Origin of the sequence: Pseudoalteromonas mucoides, assembly GCF_049257175.1 — a bacterium.
Classification (GTDB): Bacteria; Pseudomonadota; Gammaproteobacteria; order Enterobacterales; family Alteromonadaceae; genus Pseudoalteromonas.
On sequence record NZ_JBMMUC010000003.1, the window covers coordinates 1 to 17,151 of the forward strand.

Below are 17,151 nucleotides of genomic sequence, written 5' to 3' on the forward strand. Positions count from 1 at the left end.
AAAAACATTCTTTGCTAAATCAATAGCCAATATATTAGTATCTTTCATGTATGGACTCCTTTGGTTAATCTTTTGTCGGATTAAGACCGTACCTCCTCAGGGAGAGGGAGTCCATACATCTAGGTTCTAGGTTCTAGGTTCTAGGTTCTAGGTTCTAGGTTCTAGGTTCTATCGTGAATCATGATGCGAGAAAAGCAATACGCGTATATTTATTCTTGAGGCCATGGTTATGTAGAATGGCTTTTAGTTGATGCACTAAAAACTATTAATGGCTAGTGAAACAATTAGCAAATTAAATCTGTTAGCCTTTGTTCTTAGATTTTATAAGAAACTTTACTGCTCCAAAGTAAACAAATGGTGCCATTACATATAAAACTAACAGTGAATCAAAAACTAAGAGCCAGGTTAAGATAACTGATTTGTCTTTTGAGTCACATAGCTCTCGAAATAAAATGCTAAAGCAATCGCCATCAATTGAAGTCAGAATATATACTGCGATGCACAGTAGAATAAAAACAACAAATACTCTTTTGAGCATTTCATCTCGGAGCTTTTTATTGGGTTTAACTTTCAAACATTTCTCCAAAAAACCTTACTCAACTGAAAATATAAGTATGCTGAATACTGTAGCTTCTAATGACTTGCTAACTTTACTCTTGCTAACTCGCAAACTGAAACAATCACGGCTAAAGCCTGTTCCTACAAGAAAAATTTAACACCGCGCTAGTCTATAACCTCGCTAACTTTACTCTTGCTAACTCGCTGGCTAACTCAACCTAGCCAACCTCTCATATAACCCTGATGCGCGGCTGACTGATTTACTCATGGCCGTGAGTAACACGTTTTTGTCAGCTACCAGCTCAAAGGTGTGCTTAGCCCGAGTAATACCCGTGTAGACCAATTGGCGATTTATACCTGCGGTTGCTTGATTTGCAGGGGGTAAAATCATGGCGGTGTAGGCAAATTCTGAGCCTTGTGATTTATGTATAGTCATTACATACACTTTGTCATGAGCAGGGAGTCGTGCTGGAGAAAATGCCCGTTCATTGCCCTGCTCGTCAATAAATACCGCTTTTAGCTGGGCGTTTTCATCATGCAGTAAAATACCAATATCACCATTGAACAGTTTTAATTGATAGTCGTTTTGCGCAATCATAATAGGCAAGCCTAAATAATGGCGGTTATTTGCATGGGTGTTAATCAGGCCAAGGTTATGTAATTGCTTTTCAATGCGTAAGTTTAAGCTGTTTACGCCGTAATCACCTTCACGCACGGCGGCGAGTAATTGGTATTGAGTAAATGCTTGATGAATATCTGCACTCGGCGCACCTTGTTTAATGAGGTTTAAATACTCACTGTAATGGCGAGCACAGCTTTGCACCAGTTTTTCAATTGGCTTAGTGACAATATCGTAATCTAAAACAACGTCGTTAAATTTGCCTGAATAGATTTCCTGTTCAACATAATTAAGCTTACCGCTATTGTTAGTGTTAACCGCAAAGGCCAGCTCACCAATGCCACTTTTAGCATCAAAGCGATAACTGTGTTGTAAAAACGCGATGCAATCGGCCAATGCAAATGGGCTTTGTTGTGGTTGAAGCTTTTGCTCACCTTTAAAACACAGCTGATTAAGCTCGGTGCAGCGCACATCAGAATAACTCGGCGTGTGCCCAAGAGCCAACCCTTGGCATAAGTCGCTCATTACACTGCCGGTATCTACCGACGCTAACTGGTCTTTATCGCCGAGTAATATTAACCTTGCGCGAGCGGGTAATGCCTCGATTAGTTTAGCCATCAGTGATAAATCAACCATCGATGCTTCATCAATGATCAGTACATCAACATGCAATGGGTTACTGCTGTTATGTTTGAACTTATTGGTAAAGGGTTTAACCCCAAGCAATCGGTGAATAGTTTGCGCCGTTTGCGGAATATGTGGCTCAACATCACTTGGGATCAGCGCTTTTAATTGCTGCTTAGCCCCTAAAATAGATTCACTTAACCGCGCGGCGGCTTTACCTGTTGGTGCCACCAGCTTTATGCTTAACGGTGCACTTTGATACAGTGATTGTAAAATGGCTAATAACTTGGTCACTGTGGTGGTTTTACCCGTACCTGGGCCACCTGTAATAACACTAAAACCTTTTGTGGCCGCCATAGCACAAGCTACTTTTTGCCAATCGAGCCCTTCTTTGGGGGCTTTATCTTCGGGGAAATAGTCATTGAGCAACTTAGCAAGCGCTGCTTCGTCTATTTTAATTTCACGCTTACTCATAGCTAACAAGCGTGAAGCGAGCGTTTGTTCGTATCCTGCAAGACGCGCAAAGTAGAGCCTAGTACCAAATAAACACAATGGTTGTTGCTCACCCACACTTGGATGCGACTCTAAACTACGAACCGCTCGGTGAATATCAAACTCATCACTAAATGGGCTAACTGTATCGGGTGATGAGCCTTGTGCTTTATTAAAGTCAGACTTTCGTAAGTTAAAAGGATTTTGCCAATTTACATCATCTAGATTTAAACAGCTGTGTTGGCTTTGCCCTGCTACGCACAGCAGTAAAATTAAATTAAATACATCGCTATTATCAGCACTGCTAACTACATGCCCAGTTAAAAGTTCAGCGAGCTTTACATCAACCACTCGCAGGCGCTCTTCACTCACTAAATAATCAATTAACGGCACAATATCTACTGTGTTATCAGGCTCAGCAGCTAATATTGGTAATTCATTTATTACATCGACTTCGCTCATGATGCCTCTCCTTTGATAGCTGCGGGTTGAGTAAATAAGCCATCTAAAATAGCCACTTGCTCTGTAGTGAGTTTATTAAAGAAGATGCCTTTACCTTCACCCATGCCCCGTAAAAAGGTGTAATACACGCCGCCTAAGTGTTGCTCGACGCTGTAGTTTGCAATGCGCTGCTTTAACAAACGGTGCAGCGCCACCGTGTAAATTAAATACTGCAAGTGGTATTGATGGCTACTCATGGCTTGCTCAAGGGAGTCTTGCTCGTAGTCGCTGGGCTTATTACCTAAGTAATTCGATTTATAGTCCAAAATATAATATTGCCCTTCAAAGCAAAATATTAAATCAACAAAGCCTTTTAATAACCCTTTAACATTCAAAAACTCAAGATTACTTTGGTTAAACCCAAAATGCTTTATAAGCACGGCATTGAGCTGTTTGGCGTTTAGGCTCTCAAGAGGTAAATTAAACTCCATCTCCACTAAGCAATCAGTCGGTGGCAGTACACTTAAGCTTAACCCTTCGTTATTAAGTGGGCATTGCAGGGCGCTGAGTATCCACTGCTCTGCGGTTTCTTGCCAGCTGCTATCTATGTGGTATTTTTTTAAGCTCTTTTCTACGACACACGCGAGGTTTTGCTCACTGTTCGTCGAGTGCGTGATGGGGCTGGTAAAATCAATTTGCTCAAAAATTTCATGTAAGCAACTACCGGGCTTAGCGCCTTTAGGGAAACTGTATGGCGATTTAACGTCTTCTTGCTCTGCAGCAAATTCGTCTTTTTCGTGATCTTCGTCACTGCGACCTGGTTGTATATGATCAGTGTGTTTTTTAAAGCTCAAGGCACTAAAGCTGGTAGCGCGCCAATCTTTTTCAATGTCTACGGTCACATTATTAACGCTGAGATTAAGCTTTGAGCTTTGCGTTGATGCCAATTGCAACGAGCCCTGCTCTAGCAACTGCTCACTGGTAAATTCTGTGTATTGCATCGCTTTGTTTTCATTACAAAATGCCTTTAAGTGATTACGCCATACTTCGCTACTTGTAATATCAAGCCCTGCAAATAAAACATGACCCAGTGAGCTACTTTGTATAGCAAGTCGCTTGCTCTGCCCTTGCCCTAAGTTATACATGCCAATGGCACAAAAATGAATGGCTCGCGTAAGCGCCACATACAATAAGCGTAAATCTTCAGCTAGGCGCTCTTGCTCAGCTTTTTGCAATGCATCATCCGCTTTACTTAAGTCGTAAATAAGTTGCCCATCTTTATGATACAAAGCCTCTTTAGTTTCACGGTACCCACTGGCAAATGGCATAAACACCAACGGGAACTCCAGCCCTTTTGAAGCATGCATAGTCACAATTCGTACTAGGTTAGCGTCACTTTCTAGGCGTACTTGCACCGCCTCACCATCTTGCTGACTAACCTTTTGCGCAAACCAGCGTAATAGCCTTAATGTGCCTTCAAGTTCAATTTGCTTTTGTTGGAGTATTTCACTTAAATGGCGGTAATCGGTGAGCCAGCGCTCTACGTTATAGCCTAAACCTTGCCATTTCGCGCTTAGTTGATTGTGGCTTAACAGGTGCTCTAACATCGCCATGGCACCTTGTTTATGCCACATTGCAGTTAAGGAGGAAAAAAAGTTAAGGTACAATTGCCACTTTTCTTCATCGTCAGCCAGCGCATAAATCTCGTTATAACTTAAACAAAACAGCGGCCCTGCTAATACACCGCGCAGTAATGATTCATTATATTGACCATGCAGCGCAGTTAAAAAGTTAAGCAAATGATGGCTAAGCTCTTGGCTAAATACGCTATCGCGGGATAAATACACACTGGCAATTTTAGCGTCGCTCAGTGCTTTTTTAATAATTTGTGCTTCTAATCGGTCGCGTACCAAAATACAAATATCGGCAGCGGTTACTGGTGTTTCACCAATGCAGGCACGGCCTTCTTGCGCTTGGTTGAGTAAGGTGACTACTTTATTGGCAAAATGGCTTGCTAAATGGTGCTGCCCAACCCCTTTGTTGGTGGGCTTTTTACTGTCATCGGCGGCGGTATCGGTAAATACACAAAACTCAAACGCCTTAGCGGGTTTACCGTCGATTAAGAATGATTCATCGGCCTTTTTGCCTTTGGCTTCCACCGGATTAAATGGAATGGCCTCATTATAAATAAAGCTATTATCGTGCTTAGCAAATAACTTATTAACGCTGCTTACCACATCACTACTTGAGCGAAAATTAGTGCCTAAGGTAAATTGCTTATCCTGCGAAACTGCATGCTTTGCGCCAATATAGGTAAAAATATCTGCGCCCCTAAAGCCGTAAATCGCTTGTTTAGGGTCACCAATCATTGCAAGTGTTGTATTTTCTCGATTATAAATTTTACTAAAAATACCATATTGAATTGGGTCGGTATCTTGAAATTCATCAATCATCGCCACTGGGAATAACTGAGCTATTTTTTGCGAAAGCGTATCGCCTTGCTCACTGTTAAGCGCATTGTGTAAGTTACTTAATAGATCATCAGGGGTGATCACGCTTTGCTCTGCTTTACGTTTAACAATGGCTGTTTTAACCCAGCTTGCAGCGTGTTGAGTAATGGCTATGCCGAGCCCTTCGTTAATGGTGCTGCTTAGCTTTGCAAGCTCATCAAATTGAGGCAGTAATTCATGGCTAAATAAAGGCTGATTCTTTTTATAATTACCCGGGTCGCTTAAGTTATCGCTACTCCAGACTTCAAACGAATACTTACTTGTGCCAAATTTAAAAAATAGCTCATCACCACGACAAAAATCCTCAAGCGCTTGTAAGCTGCCTTTTCGTCCTGGGGTTTTGGAGCCACTGAGTCCTGAGGCTTTTACTGCTGCAATAAATTCGCTGTCTAAACACGCTTGTTTAAAGCTGGGTATTTTATCTAAATACTCTTCACGCGCTTGCCATACATCATCAAGTTTAATCGTAGGAGTAATGAGCGCATTGCCTTTATTTAGCAAACTCGATACTTGACTAAACAATGATTCAGGGGCTGGGAAGATATCTAAAATGGCATCGGTTTTTTCTTTATTCAGCGGGTAGACAAAAGTACGCCAAAAATCTTTAATGGTCTCAAGTAATATCTCACGCTCATCGAGTATAAATTCTAAATTGAACGCTACACCAGATTCAAACGCATGTTGTTTGAGCATACGCTGACAAAAACCATGAATGGTGAAAATGGCCGCTTCATCCATCGACTTTGCCGCGGCATCGAGTAAATCAAAAGCACGGTGTTTATCTTCAATGCTTGCAATGATCTCGCTTACCAAATCATCTTTCGTTTTTAAACCAAGTAATGCATCGCGCGTTGCAATTATACGAGCACGTACTCTGTCTTTAATTTCCTGCGTAGCGGCTTCGGTAAAGGTTACAACCAAAATTTGCTCAACGCTCAGTGGTTTATTTACTTCACAAAGCGGTTCATCCGCTATTTGCATGCCGAGTAAATAACGTAAATACAAGCCAGTAATCGTATAGGTTTTACCTGTGCCTGCACTGGCCTCAATTAAACTTTGCCCCGTAAGTGGCATTGTGAGCGGGTTAAGCGCTTGCATAATCGCTCTCCTTAGCGTGGTTAATTAATGGCGTAAGGAGTGTATTGCTCCACTGGGTAAATTCTTCTTGGCAATCTAATAGTGATTGGGTAGTTAAACGAATATAGGGGTTTTCCCCCTCACCGCGGCCAATGTACTGCGGGCTAAATTTATTAATCGCTTTATTAATATCACCCTCGGATTTTACGTATTCATAACTACTGGCCGGAAAAAACGCCACTGGTGATTGCCTCAGTGCCGCGTATAAACTAAACCACTGGTTTAATTGTTGTTGTGCGTACTCTGCACTTAATGGCGCAAAAGCGATTTGTTTATCTAAACCTAAAATTAAGGTTTCAACAGGATGGCCCATCACTTGAGCCGTTAAATGATAAATAAAGCCTTTAATTAGGTCTTTGGCTTTAATACTGGCGCTTCTGTAAAATACTTGTTTTTGTAAATAAATATGATTGAGCCACCCTTCAAGTTGGCTGCTTTGCGTTTTACCATCAGCATCTTCACACGTGAGTGTTAAAGACACTTCAACTGGCTCATGTTTGCCATTCGCAATATGTGTTTTCACTTGCCCTGCAAGCGCGTCAACACGGTGCTCCATACTTTCAAAAATGAGATCGCCGACATTGGCTTGTGGTAACTCGCCACGTTGCAATATTTGTTCACGACTCAGGGGCATATCGAAAATGGCCGCTTCGAGTATTTCATCTAAATAAAAATAACGTTTAAGGGCATCAACACTAAACGGCTCTTCATCTTTAGCCACATCATTAAACTCAGGTAAGCGCAGGCCCAAGGTTTGCTGATAAAAGCTTTCATGGGGGTTACAAACACTGCGAATAAACACATCAAGATCAAGACTCTCAGGCATAGCAACATCAAGTTTGCTAAGTGACTCAGGATTTATGGCCTCTGCCGGCAACCACACTGGGTTATAACTGTGCTCATCAAACGCTAATTGCGCAGATGATTGCTCGCTTGGCATATAATAGTGGCGATTAAATGGCTGTAGCCGCTGCGCTTTTACTAAACAATCTGGCAAGGTTTGCTCGCTTTCCTCAGCAAAAGTAAAGCTGCGACCAATGTATTCTAATAACTCACTCACCAGCGTGGATGGCATGCGTGGTTGGTTGTCAAAACACGAACGACCAATGTAACTCATATATAAATTATCGCGGGCACTGAGGAGCGCTTCTAAAAATAGATAACGGTCATCAAGTTTTCGTGATCGGTCACCTTTTTGCTTTTTAGAATACGGCACTAAATCAAAACCAATAGGTTGTACAGTACGTGGGTAGTCGGCATCGTTTAGCCCTAGCATACACACTACTTTGAATGGCACGGCGCGCATCGGCATCAGAGTACAAAAATTAACTTGGCCAACTAAAAAGCGCTGGCCAACGCCTTTTTCTTGAATGCCCTGTTTGATTAAATAGCTAACAATACGCTGCGACACCACTTGAGTGTAATCACCATTTTCATGGTGTTTTTTCAGCTCATCGAGCACTTTTTTAAGTACTAAAAGATCCCAGCTATCATCGCTTTCACTTTCATAAATGGCTTCAAGCAGCTCATCTAAAATATCGGCTTTATTTGTTAGGGTGTCATCTGGGCTTAAGCGTTCTTTGAATGTTTGCAATACATCAATAAAGTGTACTAATTTATTGAGTGTATCGAGTGCCATACCCTCGACTTCATCAGCGCTGTAAATGCCCTCAAATGGAATTTGCTCATCACGCTGTGCTATACCGAGCAATAAACGGTTCAAGCCGTGTTGCCAGGTGTTTAAATCTATTGCAGGTAAGTCAAAGCCACTTTTATGTTCGGCATTAATGCCCCATTTTACCCCTACTCGCTCCAGCCAGTATTGAATTTGCTCGTACTCATGAGGCTCTAAACTAAATTTTTCGGCAATTTGTGTTACTTGCAGTAAATCTAAAATATCAGACACGCCAAAACGCGAAAACGGTAAGTTGGCTAGACTTGCAAACGAGCTCAGTACTGGTTTTTCCTGCTCTATGGCTAAATCAGCTAATGCATACGGAATATGGCGCTTGCCTTGCGCACCGCCAAATACCGCTTCAATATACGGGCTGTAGGTGCCAACATCAGGCATCATCACAATGATGTCTTTTGGTGTGAGTGCTGGGTTTTGATGAAACAAGTTAAGCAAATAATCATGCAGGCGCTCAACTTCGCGAAGCGGCGTATAACAATCGCTTACAATAATACTGGTGTCACCTACGCTTATTGGCAGTTTACCTTCATCATTGATAAACCACTCTTTATTTAACATTAATGATTCACCTTTAAATGCCAATTGGTATATTTCGCTTTGAATTTTACTCAGTAGTGAATCATCAAAGCTGTCGGTGAAACCGTCAATCCAGTTAGCGTCAAGTTGTACAAGCTGCTCAAAATAATCGCGGCCTAATTTACCCCACGATGACAGCAGCGGATTGCCAATAAAGTAATATTCTTCATCGGGTTTACTAGCCGTATGCTGAGCAGCATCAATTAACGGAGTTTTAGCGTATTTAGCGGCAATTTTTGCTGCAGTTTTTTCATCAACCACATCCCCCCAATAATGTTCACTGGGGTTAAAAAAGAATAAAAACACCTGTGTTTTTTTACTTAATGCATCAAAAATTTCCAGCTGAGAGCTGGCTATGGCCGATATACCAAATAGACTAATGCGTTTTGGCAATAGGCTCTCGTCCATAGTTTCAAGTGCTGCCAGTAATTTACCTTGCATATTGGCTCGATGAAACTGGCTTTGCCCAAGCTCAACACTTAAAGCAACTATGCGCCGCCATAAATCCGGTTGCCAAGGGGAAATACTAATGTCTACGTCATCAAGGGCATCTTTGCCGCTATCCCAGGTTGCAATCCAGTGTGGGCGATACATTAAATATTGGTCGTACACGTCGGCTATTTTTTCACACAGAGCAAAGGTTTTTTGCCCGTCTAAATCCCCTTCTAAGTAGGTTTTAAGGGGTAAATATAGCGGCTCATCAATGCAATCAGGTAAAATTGTAAATATTTTCCATGCAAGGTTTGGTTTATTAAACGCAGACTCTTTGGGCACGTTTGGCAATAATTGTTGATAAAGCTGCCAAATAAAGCTGGAGGGCAAAGGAAAGTCCACCTGCGCTGCAATACCGAGGTTTTCACTTAAGCCTATTTTTAACCACTGCGACATACCCGGCGATTGCACCAGTACCACTTCTTTTTCAAACGGGCTGGGTAAAGGGTATTTGTTTAGCAGGTTATGAAATTGCGCTTGCAGGGTTTCCATTCGGTTAGATTGAATAATATTGAGCATTGCGACACTGTCCTTGCATGAGATAAAAACAGTGTAAGATATTTTCAATTACAGGGGTAGCCATTAACGGTTAATGGCGTTAATAAATCAGGCGGTTAGCTTAAAGTTAATCGCACAGAGCAACATTTACTCTGTGCATGTGAATTTCTAGTTATACGGGCTAATGCTCGATAAACTAAATTGGCTTTGCATGATCACTTTGCCATCAATGCCTTTGAGCTGTAATGAAATAGCTGGATCTGTTTGTTGCCAATCAATGCTTAAATCACCATAGTTAACTTGATGCGTATAATCGCCGACACGATGTTTATTTGGACTAACATCTTTCCATTTTTCAGTTAGGCCAGAGCTTGTCATTTCAACCAATGGGTAGTTAAGGTTTTTACTGTATTTTGATATTTCACCCCAATGCGTATCACCACTGACAATAATGACCCCATTTACTTTATGCTTTTTTATCAGTGCAAATAAACGATTACGGTCTTCGGGGAAGTTTGCCCATGATTCCCAGCCAGTAAAATCTGGTAATAGCTGTAAACTTGAAGCAATAAGTTTAATAGCAGCAGGCTTTTTAAGCTCTTGCTCAAGCCAAAACCACTGAGCTTCACCTAACATCGATGCTCCCTTAACCTCTGTAGGGCTATATGGACCTTGATTATTCGCTTTACGCTGAGTGTAGTACTGCTTTTCGCTCACGTGATTAAGTGCGTCACGATTCCAGCGTAAATCAGGCATGATCACCCTCACTGTTTGATCTCCCTCACCATACATGTACGAGGTATATATACCATCAGGGCGTGTGCGGCGGATTGAATCTCTTGGTTCGCCAAAAAAGTCGAGCATGATTTGCCGTGATTGCTCTTTGTGTGAGTACTCTTTCCCGGCATCATTTTGACCAAAATCGTGATCGTCCCACATGGCAATAATCGGCGTGTTCGCTTTTAACGTTTTAAACTCTGGCTTTGCACCCAACTTTTGATATTTGTCGGCAAGCACGGTCATATCATTGGTATCACCGTAAATGTTATCCCCTAAAAAGATAAACAAATCGGCATTTTCGTTATTAATTGCATCAAATATTGGAATGGCTTTATCTTGGTGTCCACACGAGCCAAACAGAATTTTATTCGGTGTAATTGCAGCTACTACATTAAAGCTAAAAAAAGCACAGGTTATAAGGGCTATGTTAAATCGTTTCATTTTAAAATCTCGTTAATTGCAGGTGCCATATTTGGGTTAAGTTGCTGTGGATTTTGCCCTAATACTTTTAATACAGTGGCTGCAACTTGTGCTTGTTTAAATTCTTGCTCAGTTTTCACTAAATCTGCTTGCTTTATAGCCGGTCCCATTGCTGCCAGCCATATATGATCAGAGCCAACAATCCCCTCAGGAAATGCTTTACGTCCTTGTTCTGATTGAGCGAGTGCACGCTTTGAGCTATGGTGCTGCCAGTCATTAGCATGACTGCCACGGCCATGATCTGTAATAACAATCAAGGTAGTGTTATTTTTATAGCCTTGTGTTGTTTGCAGCGTTTGCCATAAGTCTTTAATAAACGCATCGCTTTGTTTAGCTGATTTTAAATAGTGATCGTAATCACCATCATGGGCAAAATCATCAGTTTCACCAAGGCTTATTACCAGTAGCTTAGGCTTTTTAGCCAGTAAATAGGCTTTAGCAAAGCGATAGGTAAAGCTGTCTAAACGCACATTATGCCAAGGGCTCGGGATCTCATTTTGCATGGCATTGAGTAAGTCCGCATCATCTGATAGTTCAGCATCAATAGGCATGAACCCCGCATTTACGTATACGCCACTGCGCTTATCATTAACGATATAAGGAAACACATCCCAACTACCAAATAATGCAGTTTTATTTTTGTATTCGTCCTGTTGTTGTAACAGCTCTAAAATGGTTTTATTTGGGTTATAGTTTTTATCGTTACTATTAATATTTTCATCAACAGTACCGGTGAGAATTTCGTTATATCCCGGATATGAAAAATACCATGGGTTACTCACCGACATACGCGAACCATTTTCTCTATCGCCTATAATAACGCCGCCTTCTGCCATAGTTTGAGTAATAAATGGCATCAATAATTGCTGGCGGTGTTCAGGGTTGTTATGCCAAAATTCATTGTTTAATTGTTCTTTATTTTTTACAAAATCCACGTTGTTTATTAATGCTTTGTCAGCGCCAGTAAATACTTCTTGCCAACGTACACCATCAAGTGTTACTAACACGACATTTTCTGCAGCATTTACCCATGTACTCGTTATAGCAAGTAGCCCTAGCACTATTATTTTTCTTAATGTGTTCATTTTATTACCTTAAAAAGTAAAAAGCCCATCAAAGATGGGCTTATAAACTAATGCTAATACTTAAAAATTAGCAGTAAATGTCAGTGCTGCAGTACGCAGCGCACCAATAAAGTAGGTAGAGCCGTTACCTGTGCCGCCGCTTAAGTATTGTTTGTCTGTCACATTTGTCACTGCAAGAGCAATATCAATTGATTTGAATGCCCCTGCATTTATTTCTGCGTAGTAGCCTGCGTTAAAATCAATCACGGTGTAACCATCAACCTCATTGCGCGCGCGTGTTTGTTCGTCAGTCCATGCACCTAAACGCTCACCGGTGTATTTAGCCGAAATACCAAAACGAAAATCTCCGCTGTAGTAATCAGTAGAGAGCACAAACATGTCACTGGGTGAATCAATTACATCATCGCCCGCTGTAAAGCTTGGACCTGCACCATCAATCAGTTCGCCATTAGCGTATGAACTTGGGTCGTCAGATGCATATTCAGAGCTATTATTAGTGTACGAGGTATAGATATTCCACTCGTTTGTTAGCATATAACTTGCGGATAGCTCAAAGCCTTGTGATTCAATACCACCCACATTTATGTATGAGCCATTAGTACCAATAGTGTAATCAATACCACTGGTATCACTGCCTGGCGCAATAAAGGTAATACGGTTTTCAAATTCAATTGAATATGCGGTAGCTGTTAAACTTAAACGGTCAGCTTGGTAACGTACACCAAAATCTAGGTTCTCTGCCGTTTCAGGCTCTATGTCTGTCAGCGCTGAACTATCACGTTCTAAAACACCGTCTTTGATCGCGGCAAAGTTTTCGCTGTAGCTTGTAAATAACTCTGTGCTGCTACTGAGTTGATAAAGCACACCCGCACTAAATAACACATCTGAATCACTATTGATTTTATCTGAGGTTATATCGTTAAAGTGGTCGTACTTTTGTAATTCAACCAAATATTGCTTAGCACCTAGGTTTAGGGTGAAATCCCCTAATGCCATTGAGTCTTGGATATACCATTTGAATGTGTCTGTATCAAACGTGTTTTTGTACTGAGTCCAATATGGTGTGCTATCAAAATGATGATAAACGCGAGCATCAATAACTTTATGCCAATCACGCGATTCATCACGCTCTGATTGCTCATACCAAATACCCGCTTCAATATCATGCATACCAAACGTTACGCTATAGTCTGCAGTTAAGCCCAAACGGTTTTTATCATAATGGGTATGACGATACGACATAACCGGCGTTGCTGAATCATCATAACACGCTGGGTTTAAACTAGGACCTGACTCCCACGGCCAACTTAGGCTTTCGGTACAGTTTTCATCAGGTGCGAGTGGATTACCGTCACTGTCTGCAAACCCATATGAACCCGCATTTGAGCCGCCTTCTGTTGTTGGGTTTCCTTCATCATCAACAGGGGTAGTTAAATAAGGCGGGATCCAATCTCCACGGCCCGAATTTTTATGATAATACGGGCTGATAGTTAATAATGAAGATGGCGTAATCGCGTATTCAAATTTTACATAACCCAATGTATTTTCACGAAGCGTCCCCCAGCCTTCTGCGAACATTTGGTCAAAATGTGGGGTGCCCGTCCAATTCCACGTAAGTTGATCCCAATCAGGCGTTTGTGCAAATTGTTCAAGGCTTACACTGTTGTAGTTAGTTTCGCTGACATCATCATACGATAAACGGCCAGAAACCGTTAATGCATCAAAGTTAGATACAAACTTAGCTTCAGCGTGTTGATTGTCTTTACCGCCATTACTGCCATCACCAATCCAACGACTTGTGTTGGTTTGTGAATAACTCACATACGCTTGAGTGTTATCAAAAATAGTACCTGTTTCATGCTTAAAGTAATAACGTGTGGCGTCATGGTCACCGTTGGTATAAGCAAATGTAGTACTTTTATCAAGGCTTGGATCTTTACTAACAAAGTTAAATGTACCGCCAAGTGCTTCAAGCGATGCTGATGCGATATCAGAGGTTCCTTGACCTACTTCTACAGTTGCAAGGTTTTCACTGTCTAAGTATCGATTCGCTTTAGCGCCACCGCCATAATTCGAGCCCCCATTTGGAATACCATCAACAGTCATACCCAGCTGTTGTTGATTACCATCAATACTAAAGCCTCGCATTGTTATGGTGGTCGACCAATCATCACCGCCAAAGGCGTCACCTTCGTTTATACTTATGCCGGGTAAGTTATCAATAACGGCTAATACACTTGATACAGAACTTTGCTGTTCAAGCATTGAAGGCTCGATAACGTTATTAGCATAACTAGTTGGTTTAGCTACTACTGTAACTTCTTCTATTTCGGTGGCATTGGCAAAGCTATTTGAAGAAAAAGCCAAAGCAATAGCTAAGCTCAAAGTGGTTTTCTTATTGAAAGCGCGCATTGTTGTCCCATTTACAATTGTTGTTTTAAATTCGGGCAAAGTATGGCGACTTTAAATGACAGAAAAATTAGTTTTTACTTACCATACAGTTACAAAGGTATGTACTTTTTGTGGCTAGTAATAAGAAGATATAAGAAAAATCAACTAAATACAGCTCCGTATTTAGTTAAATCGAATTGAATTTTAACTAAGCGCACGGCTTTATTCATGCGCTTAGTGATAGAGTCAAATAGCTATACCAAATTACTTAACATCGCATCATCATATTCAACGAGCTCTTTGTTATTTGCTATCTTATTAATATAATCTGGATTTGCAATAAACGGGCGACCAATAGCAATTAAATCAAACTGATTGTCGTTTATGGCTGCTTTAGCAGATTCAAAGCTATAACTTCCCACCCCAACGAGTGTGCCGGAAAAACTAGCACGTAAATATTCTGAGGTTGTTTTGTCTTCTAAACTGGCAAAGCGCATGCTGTCGTCAAAAATACCTCCATGTAAATAAGCCAACTCTCGTGTGTTTAACTGCGCTATTAAGTAATCAAAAACCGCTTTATCACGATTATCTTCTTGCATATTAAAATACGCCCCCGGAGATAAGCGCAGTGCTGTATTATCTGCTCCAATTGCGTCTATAACTGCATCAACCACCTCAAGTGCAAAACGCGACATATTTTCTGGGGCCTGGCCATATTCATCATCGCGCTGATTAGACGCATAATGTAAAAACTGGTCAATTAAATAACCATTAGCACCGTGTATCTCCACACCATCGAAACCGGCTTCAATCGCATTTTCAGCCGCTTTTGCATAATCAGCCACTAGGCCTTTAATATCTTCAATAGTCGCCGCCTTTGGTGTTTGATAAGTCAGCTCGCGCATTCTGGGTACTGACCCTTCTATGCCAATGGCTGACGGTGCGAGTACTTCGCCATCAAAAAAGTGAGGATGTGCAACACGGCCAACATGCCAAAGTTGAGCAAACATTTTACCGCCATTAGCATGTACGGCATCGGTTACTTTTTTCCAGCCTTGAATTTGTTCACTGCTAAATAAGCCAGGTACGTTAGGGTAACCTTGCGCATCAGGGCGAATAATAGTCGCTTCACTAATAATTAAACCAGCATCAGCACGACGAGCGTAATAATCTACCATAGCTTGTGTTGGCACTAAGTTGTCATCGCTCATGCAGCGGGTTAAGGGTGCCATTAATACACGGTTTTGCAGCTCAATGCTGTTATTAAGTTTAAACGGTTTGAGTAAATCTGTGGCCATTGTAATAAATCCTTATCTTGAGTATATATTCAAGATAAGGATGGTTAGCTTATTATTCAAGGGTAATTTTGAATATTTGTTCAAGATTAAGTAAACTAGAACATTAAGCCCTTCTTACACTATTTGCTATAGAGATAATTAATGAGAGTAGCTGAATTTGACCGTGAATACGTATTACGTCAAGCCATGCTTGCATTTACACAATTTGGTTATGCTAAAACCAGTATGCAAAAGCTCACCCAAGTTACCGCATTACACCCCGGCTCTTTGTACGCTGCATTTAAAAATAAGAAAGGTATTTTTTTAGCCGCAATTGAACAATATCAAACAGATAGAAACCAACAATTTACGGCTCTATTTTGCGATCACAAACCAGTGCTGCCAAGCTTGCGCAACTATATAGACTCTGTGGTGGCTGAATGTTTAAGCGGTAATAGTATGAAAGTATGCCTGCTAACTAAAAGCATCAGTGAAGTAGAAGGACAAGACGAGCAAATTAGTAAAGTATTAAGTGCAAATTTAAATGCCTATGAAAATGCCCTTGCCAAGCAGTTTACTCGCGCTATAGATCAGCAAGAGATAAGCACCACACGTTCGGCCAAACAACTTGCACGATTTTTAGCTATGGGCCTATATGGTCTGCGTACATATGCATTAACCAACAGCAATATTGAAGACATAAATCAGCTAGCAAATGATTTATATACATCAATTACGAATTAATTTTAAAGCAATCGATAATCTGTCATATTAGTCAATATACTAAAGTAAAACGATAGCCAATCAAAAGTGAGCCTCTATATGAATAATGCAACAGCGAGCGCAACTGAAAAGTTCGAAACAATCCTTGGATTAGGAGCAAAAAAACGACTGGCATTTATGTTCGAAACCGTCCAAGAGTACAAACAAGTATGGATATTAAACGACGATGACGGCTGCGTTATGCTGGCAAATGAAGATGATGACTGCGTACCAGTTTGGCCTGAGCGCATTTACGCAGAAGCATGGGCAACCGGCGAGTGGGAAAACTGCACAGCGAAGGCTATTCCTGTGAAAGACTGGCAAAGCCGTTGGACTCCAGGCCTAGAGCAAGATGACTTACTGATCGCGGCTTTTCCAACAGAAGAAGACGACGGCACAATCTTGTTCCCTGATGAATTTGACTCACAATTAAGCGCGAAAAAGAAACGCTATTAATTTAATAACGTAAAAAGCAAAAAAGCGACCTAGGGTCGCTTTTTTTGAATTTGAATGGCGGTGACGGAGAGATTCGAACTCTCGAAAGGTTGCCCTTTACACACTTTCCAGGCGTGCTCCTTCAGCCACTCGGACACGTCACCGCAAGCGTTATTTTATAACGCGGCGTAATAGTATGAAATAGCGCACAATGGTGCAAGGTGTTTTTCAGCATTGTATTTCAATTGCTTAGTATATACACAAAAAAGGCCGTTAATCTTTAAAATAACGGCCTTTCGCA

Annotated in this window: 9 protein-coding genes and 1 tRNA gene; 2 read left to right on the plus strand and 8 right to left on the minus strand. The window is 41.2% G+C overall.

Going from position 1 to position 17,151, the window contains the following annotated elements; all coding sequences use genetic code 11:
- Positions 1 to 766 precede the first annotated feature (766 nt).
- The 7 genes from recD to AAEU30_RS03395 all read right to left on the minus strand — a co-directional run bounded on the left by recD (position 767) and on the right by AAEU30_RS03395 (position 15,674).
- Positions 767 to 2,755: an exodeoxyribonuclease V subunit alpha gene (recD, locus tag AAEU30_RS03365; RefSeq protein ID WP_421959319.1), complete on the minus strand. Its 1,989-nt coding sequence runs from the start codon at positions 2,753 to 2,755 to the stop codon at positions 767 to 769.
- Positions 2,752 to 6,342, minus strand: coding sequence for an exodeoxyribonuclease V subunit beta (recB, locus tag AAEU30_RS03370; RefSeq protein WP_421959320.1), 3,591 nt, complete (start codon positions 6,340 to 6,342; stop codon positions 2,752 to 2,754). The genes recD and recB overlap by 4 nt, the downstream gene beginning before the upstream one ends.
- Positions 6,329 to 9,661, minus strand: coding sequence for an exodeoxyribonuclease V subunit gamma (recC, locus tag AAEU30_RS03375; RefSeq protein ID WP_421959321.1), 3,333 nt, complete (start codon positions 9,659 to 9,661; stop codon positions 6,329 to 6,331). The genes recB and recC overlap by 14 nt, the downstream gene beginning before the upstream one ends.
- Before the next feature lie 147 nt (positions 9,662 to 9,808).
- Positions 9,809 to 10,861 carry an alkaline phosphatase D family protein gene (locus AAEU30_RS03380; protein WP_421959322.1) on the minus strand — a complete coding sequence of 351 codons (1,053 nt, stop codon included), beginning with the start codon at positions 10,859 to 10,861 and terminating at the stop codon, positions 9,809 to 9,811.
- Positions 10,858 to 11,985 carry an alkaline phosphatase family protein gene (locus AAEU30_RS03385; protein WP_421959323.1) on the minus strand — a complete coding sequence of 376 codons (1,128 nt, stop codon included), beginning with the start codon at positions 11,983 to 11,985 and terminating at the stop codon, positions 10,858 to 10,860. Before AAEU30_RS03385 ends, AAEU30_RS03380 begins: the two co-directional genes overlap by 4 nt.
- 60 nt (positions 11,986 to 12,045) lie before the next feature.
- Positions 12,046 to 14,397, minus strand: a complete 2,352-nt coding sequence (locus tag AAEU30_RS03390; RefSeq protein ID WP_421959324.1) for a TonB-dependent receptor domain-containing protein — start codon at positions 14,395 to 14,397, stop codon at positions 12,046 to 12,048.
- A gap of 233 nt (positions 14,398 to 14,630) precedes the next feature.
- Complete coding sequence (locus AAEU30_RS03395; protein WP_421959325.1) at positions 14,631 to 15,674, minus strand: alkene reductase; 1,044 nt, start codon at positions 15,672 to 15,674, stop codon at positions 14,631 to 14,633.
- 141 nt (positions 15,675 to 15,815) lie between these two features.
- On the opposite strand from AAEU30_RS03395, the gene AAEU30_RS03400 reads away from it, so the two are divergent.
- Positions 15,816 to 16,397: a TetR/AcrR family transcriptional regulator gene (locus AAEU30_RS03400; RefSeq protein WP_421959326.1), complete on the plus strand. Its 582-nt coding sequence runs from the start codon at positions 15,816 to 15,818 to the stop codon at positions 16,395 to 16,397.
- 78 nt (positions 16,398 to 16,475) lie between these two features.
- A complete protein-coding gene (locus AAEU30_RS03405) occupies positions 16,476 to 16,871 on the plus strand; it encodes a DUF2750 domain-containing protein (protein WP_421959327.1) in 396 nt (131 codons plus the stop codon).
- A gap of 55 nt (positions 16,872 to 16,926) precedes the next feature.
- On the opposite strand, the gene AAEU30_RS03410 is transcribed toward AAEU30_RS03405, so the two are convergent.
- Positions 16,927 to 17,014 (minus strand) — tRNA-Ser (locus AAEU30_RS03410).
- Positions 17,015 to 17,151 lie beyond the last annotated feature (137 nt).

Excerpts from the sequence above, each read along its gene's own strand:
- recB (WP_421959320.1), bottom strand. The coding sequence starts at position 6,342 with ATGCAAGCGCTTAACCCGCTCACAATGCCACTTACGGGGCAAAGTTTA.
- AAEU30_RS03380 (WP_421959322.1), bottom strand. The coding sequence starts at position 10,861 with ATGAAACGATTTAACATAGCCCTTATAACCTGTGCTTTTTTTAGCTTT.
- AAEU30_RS03400 (WP_421959326.1), top strand. The coding sequence starts at position 15,816 with ATGAGAGTAGCTGAATTTGACCGTGAATACGTATTACGTCAAGCCATG.
- AAEU30_RS03390 (WP_421959324.1), bottom strand. The coding sequence starts at position 14,397 with ATGCGCGCTTTCAATAAGAAAACCACTTTGAGCTTAGCTATTGCTTTG.
- recD (WP_421959319.1), bottom strand. The coding sequence starts at position 2,755 with ATGAGCGAAGTCGATGTAATAAATGAATTACCAATATTAGCTGCTGAG.
- AAEU30_RS03395 (WP_421959325.1), bottom strand. The coding sequence starts at position 15,674 with ATGGCCACAGATTTACTCAAACCGTTTAAACTTAATAACAGCATTGAG.
- AAEU30_RS03405 (WP_421959327.1), top strand. The coding sequence starts at position 16,476 with ATGAATAATGCAACAGCGAGCGCAACTGAAAAGTTCGAAACAATCCTT.
- AAEU30_RS03385 (WP_421959323.1), bottom strand. The coding sequence starts at position 11,985 with ATGAACACATTAAGAAAAATAATAGTGCTAGGGCTACTTGCTATAACG.
- recC (WP_421959321.1), bottom strand. The coding sequence starts at position 9,661 with ATGCTCAATATTATTCAATCTAACCGAATGGAAACCCTGCAAGCGCAA.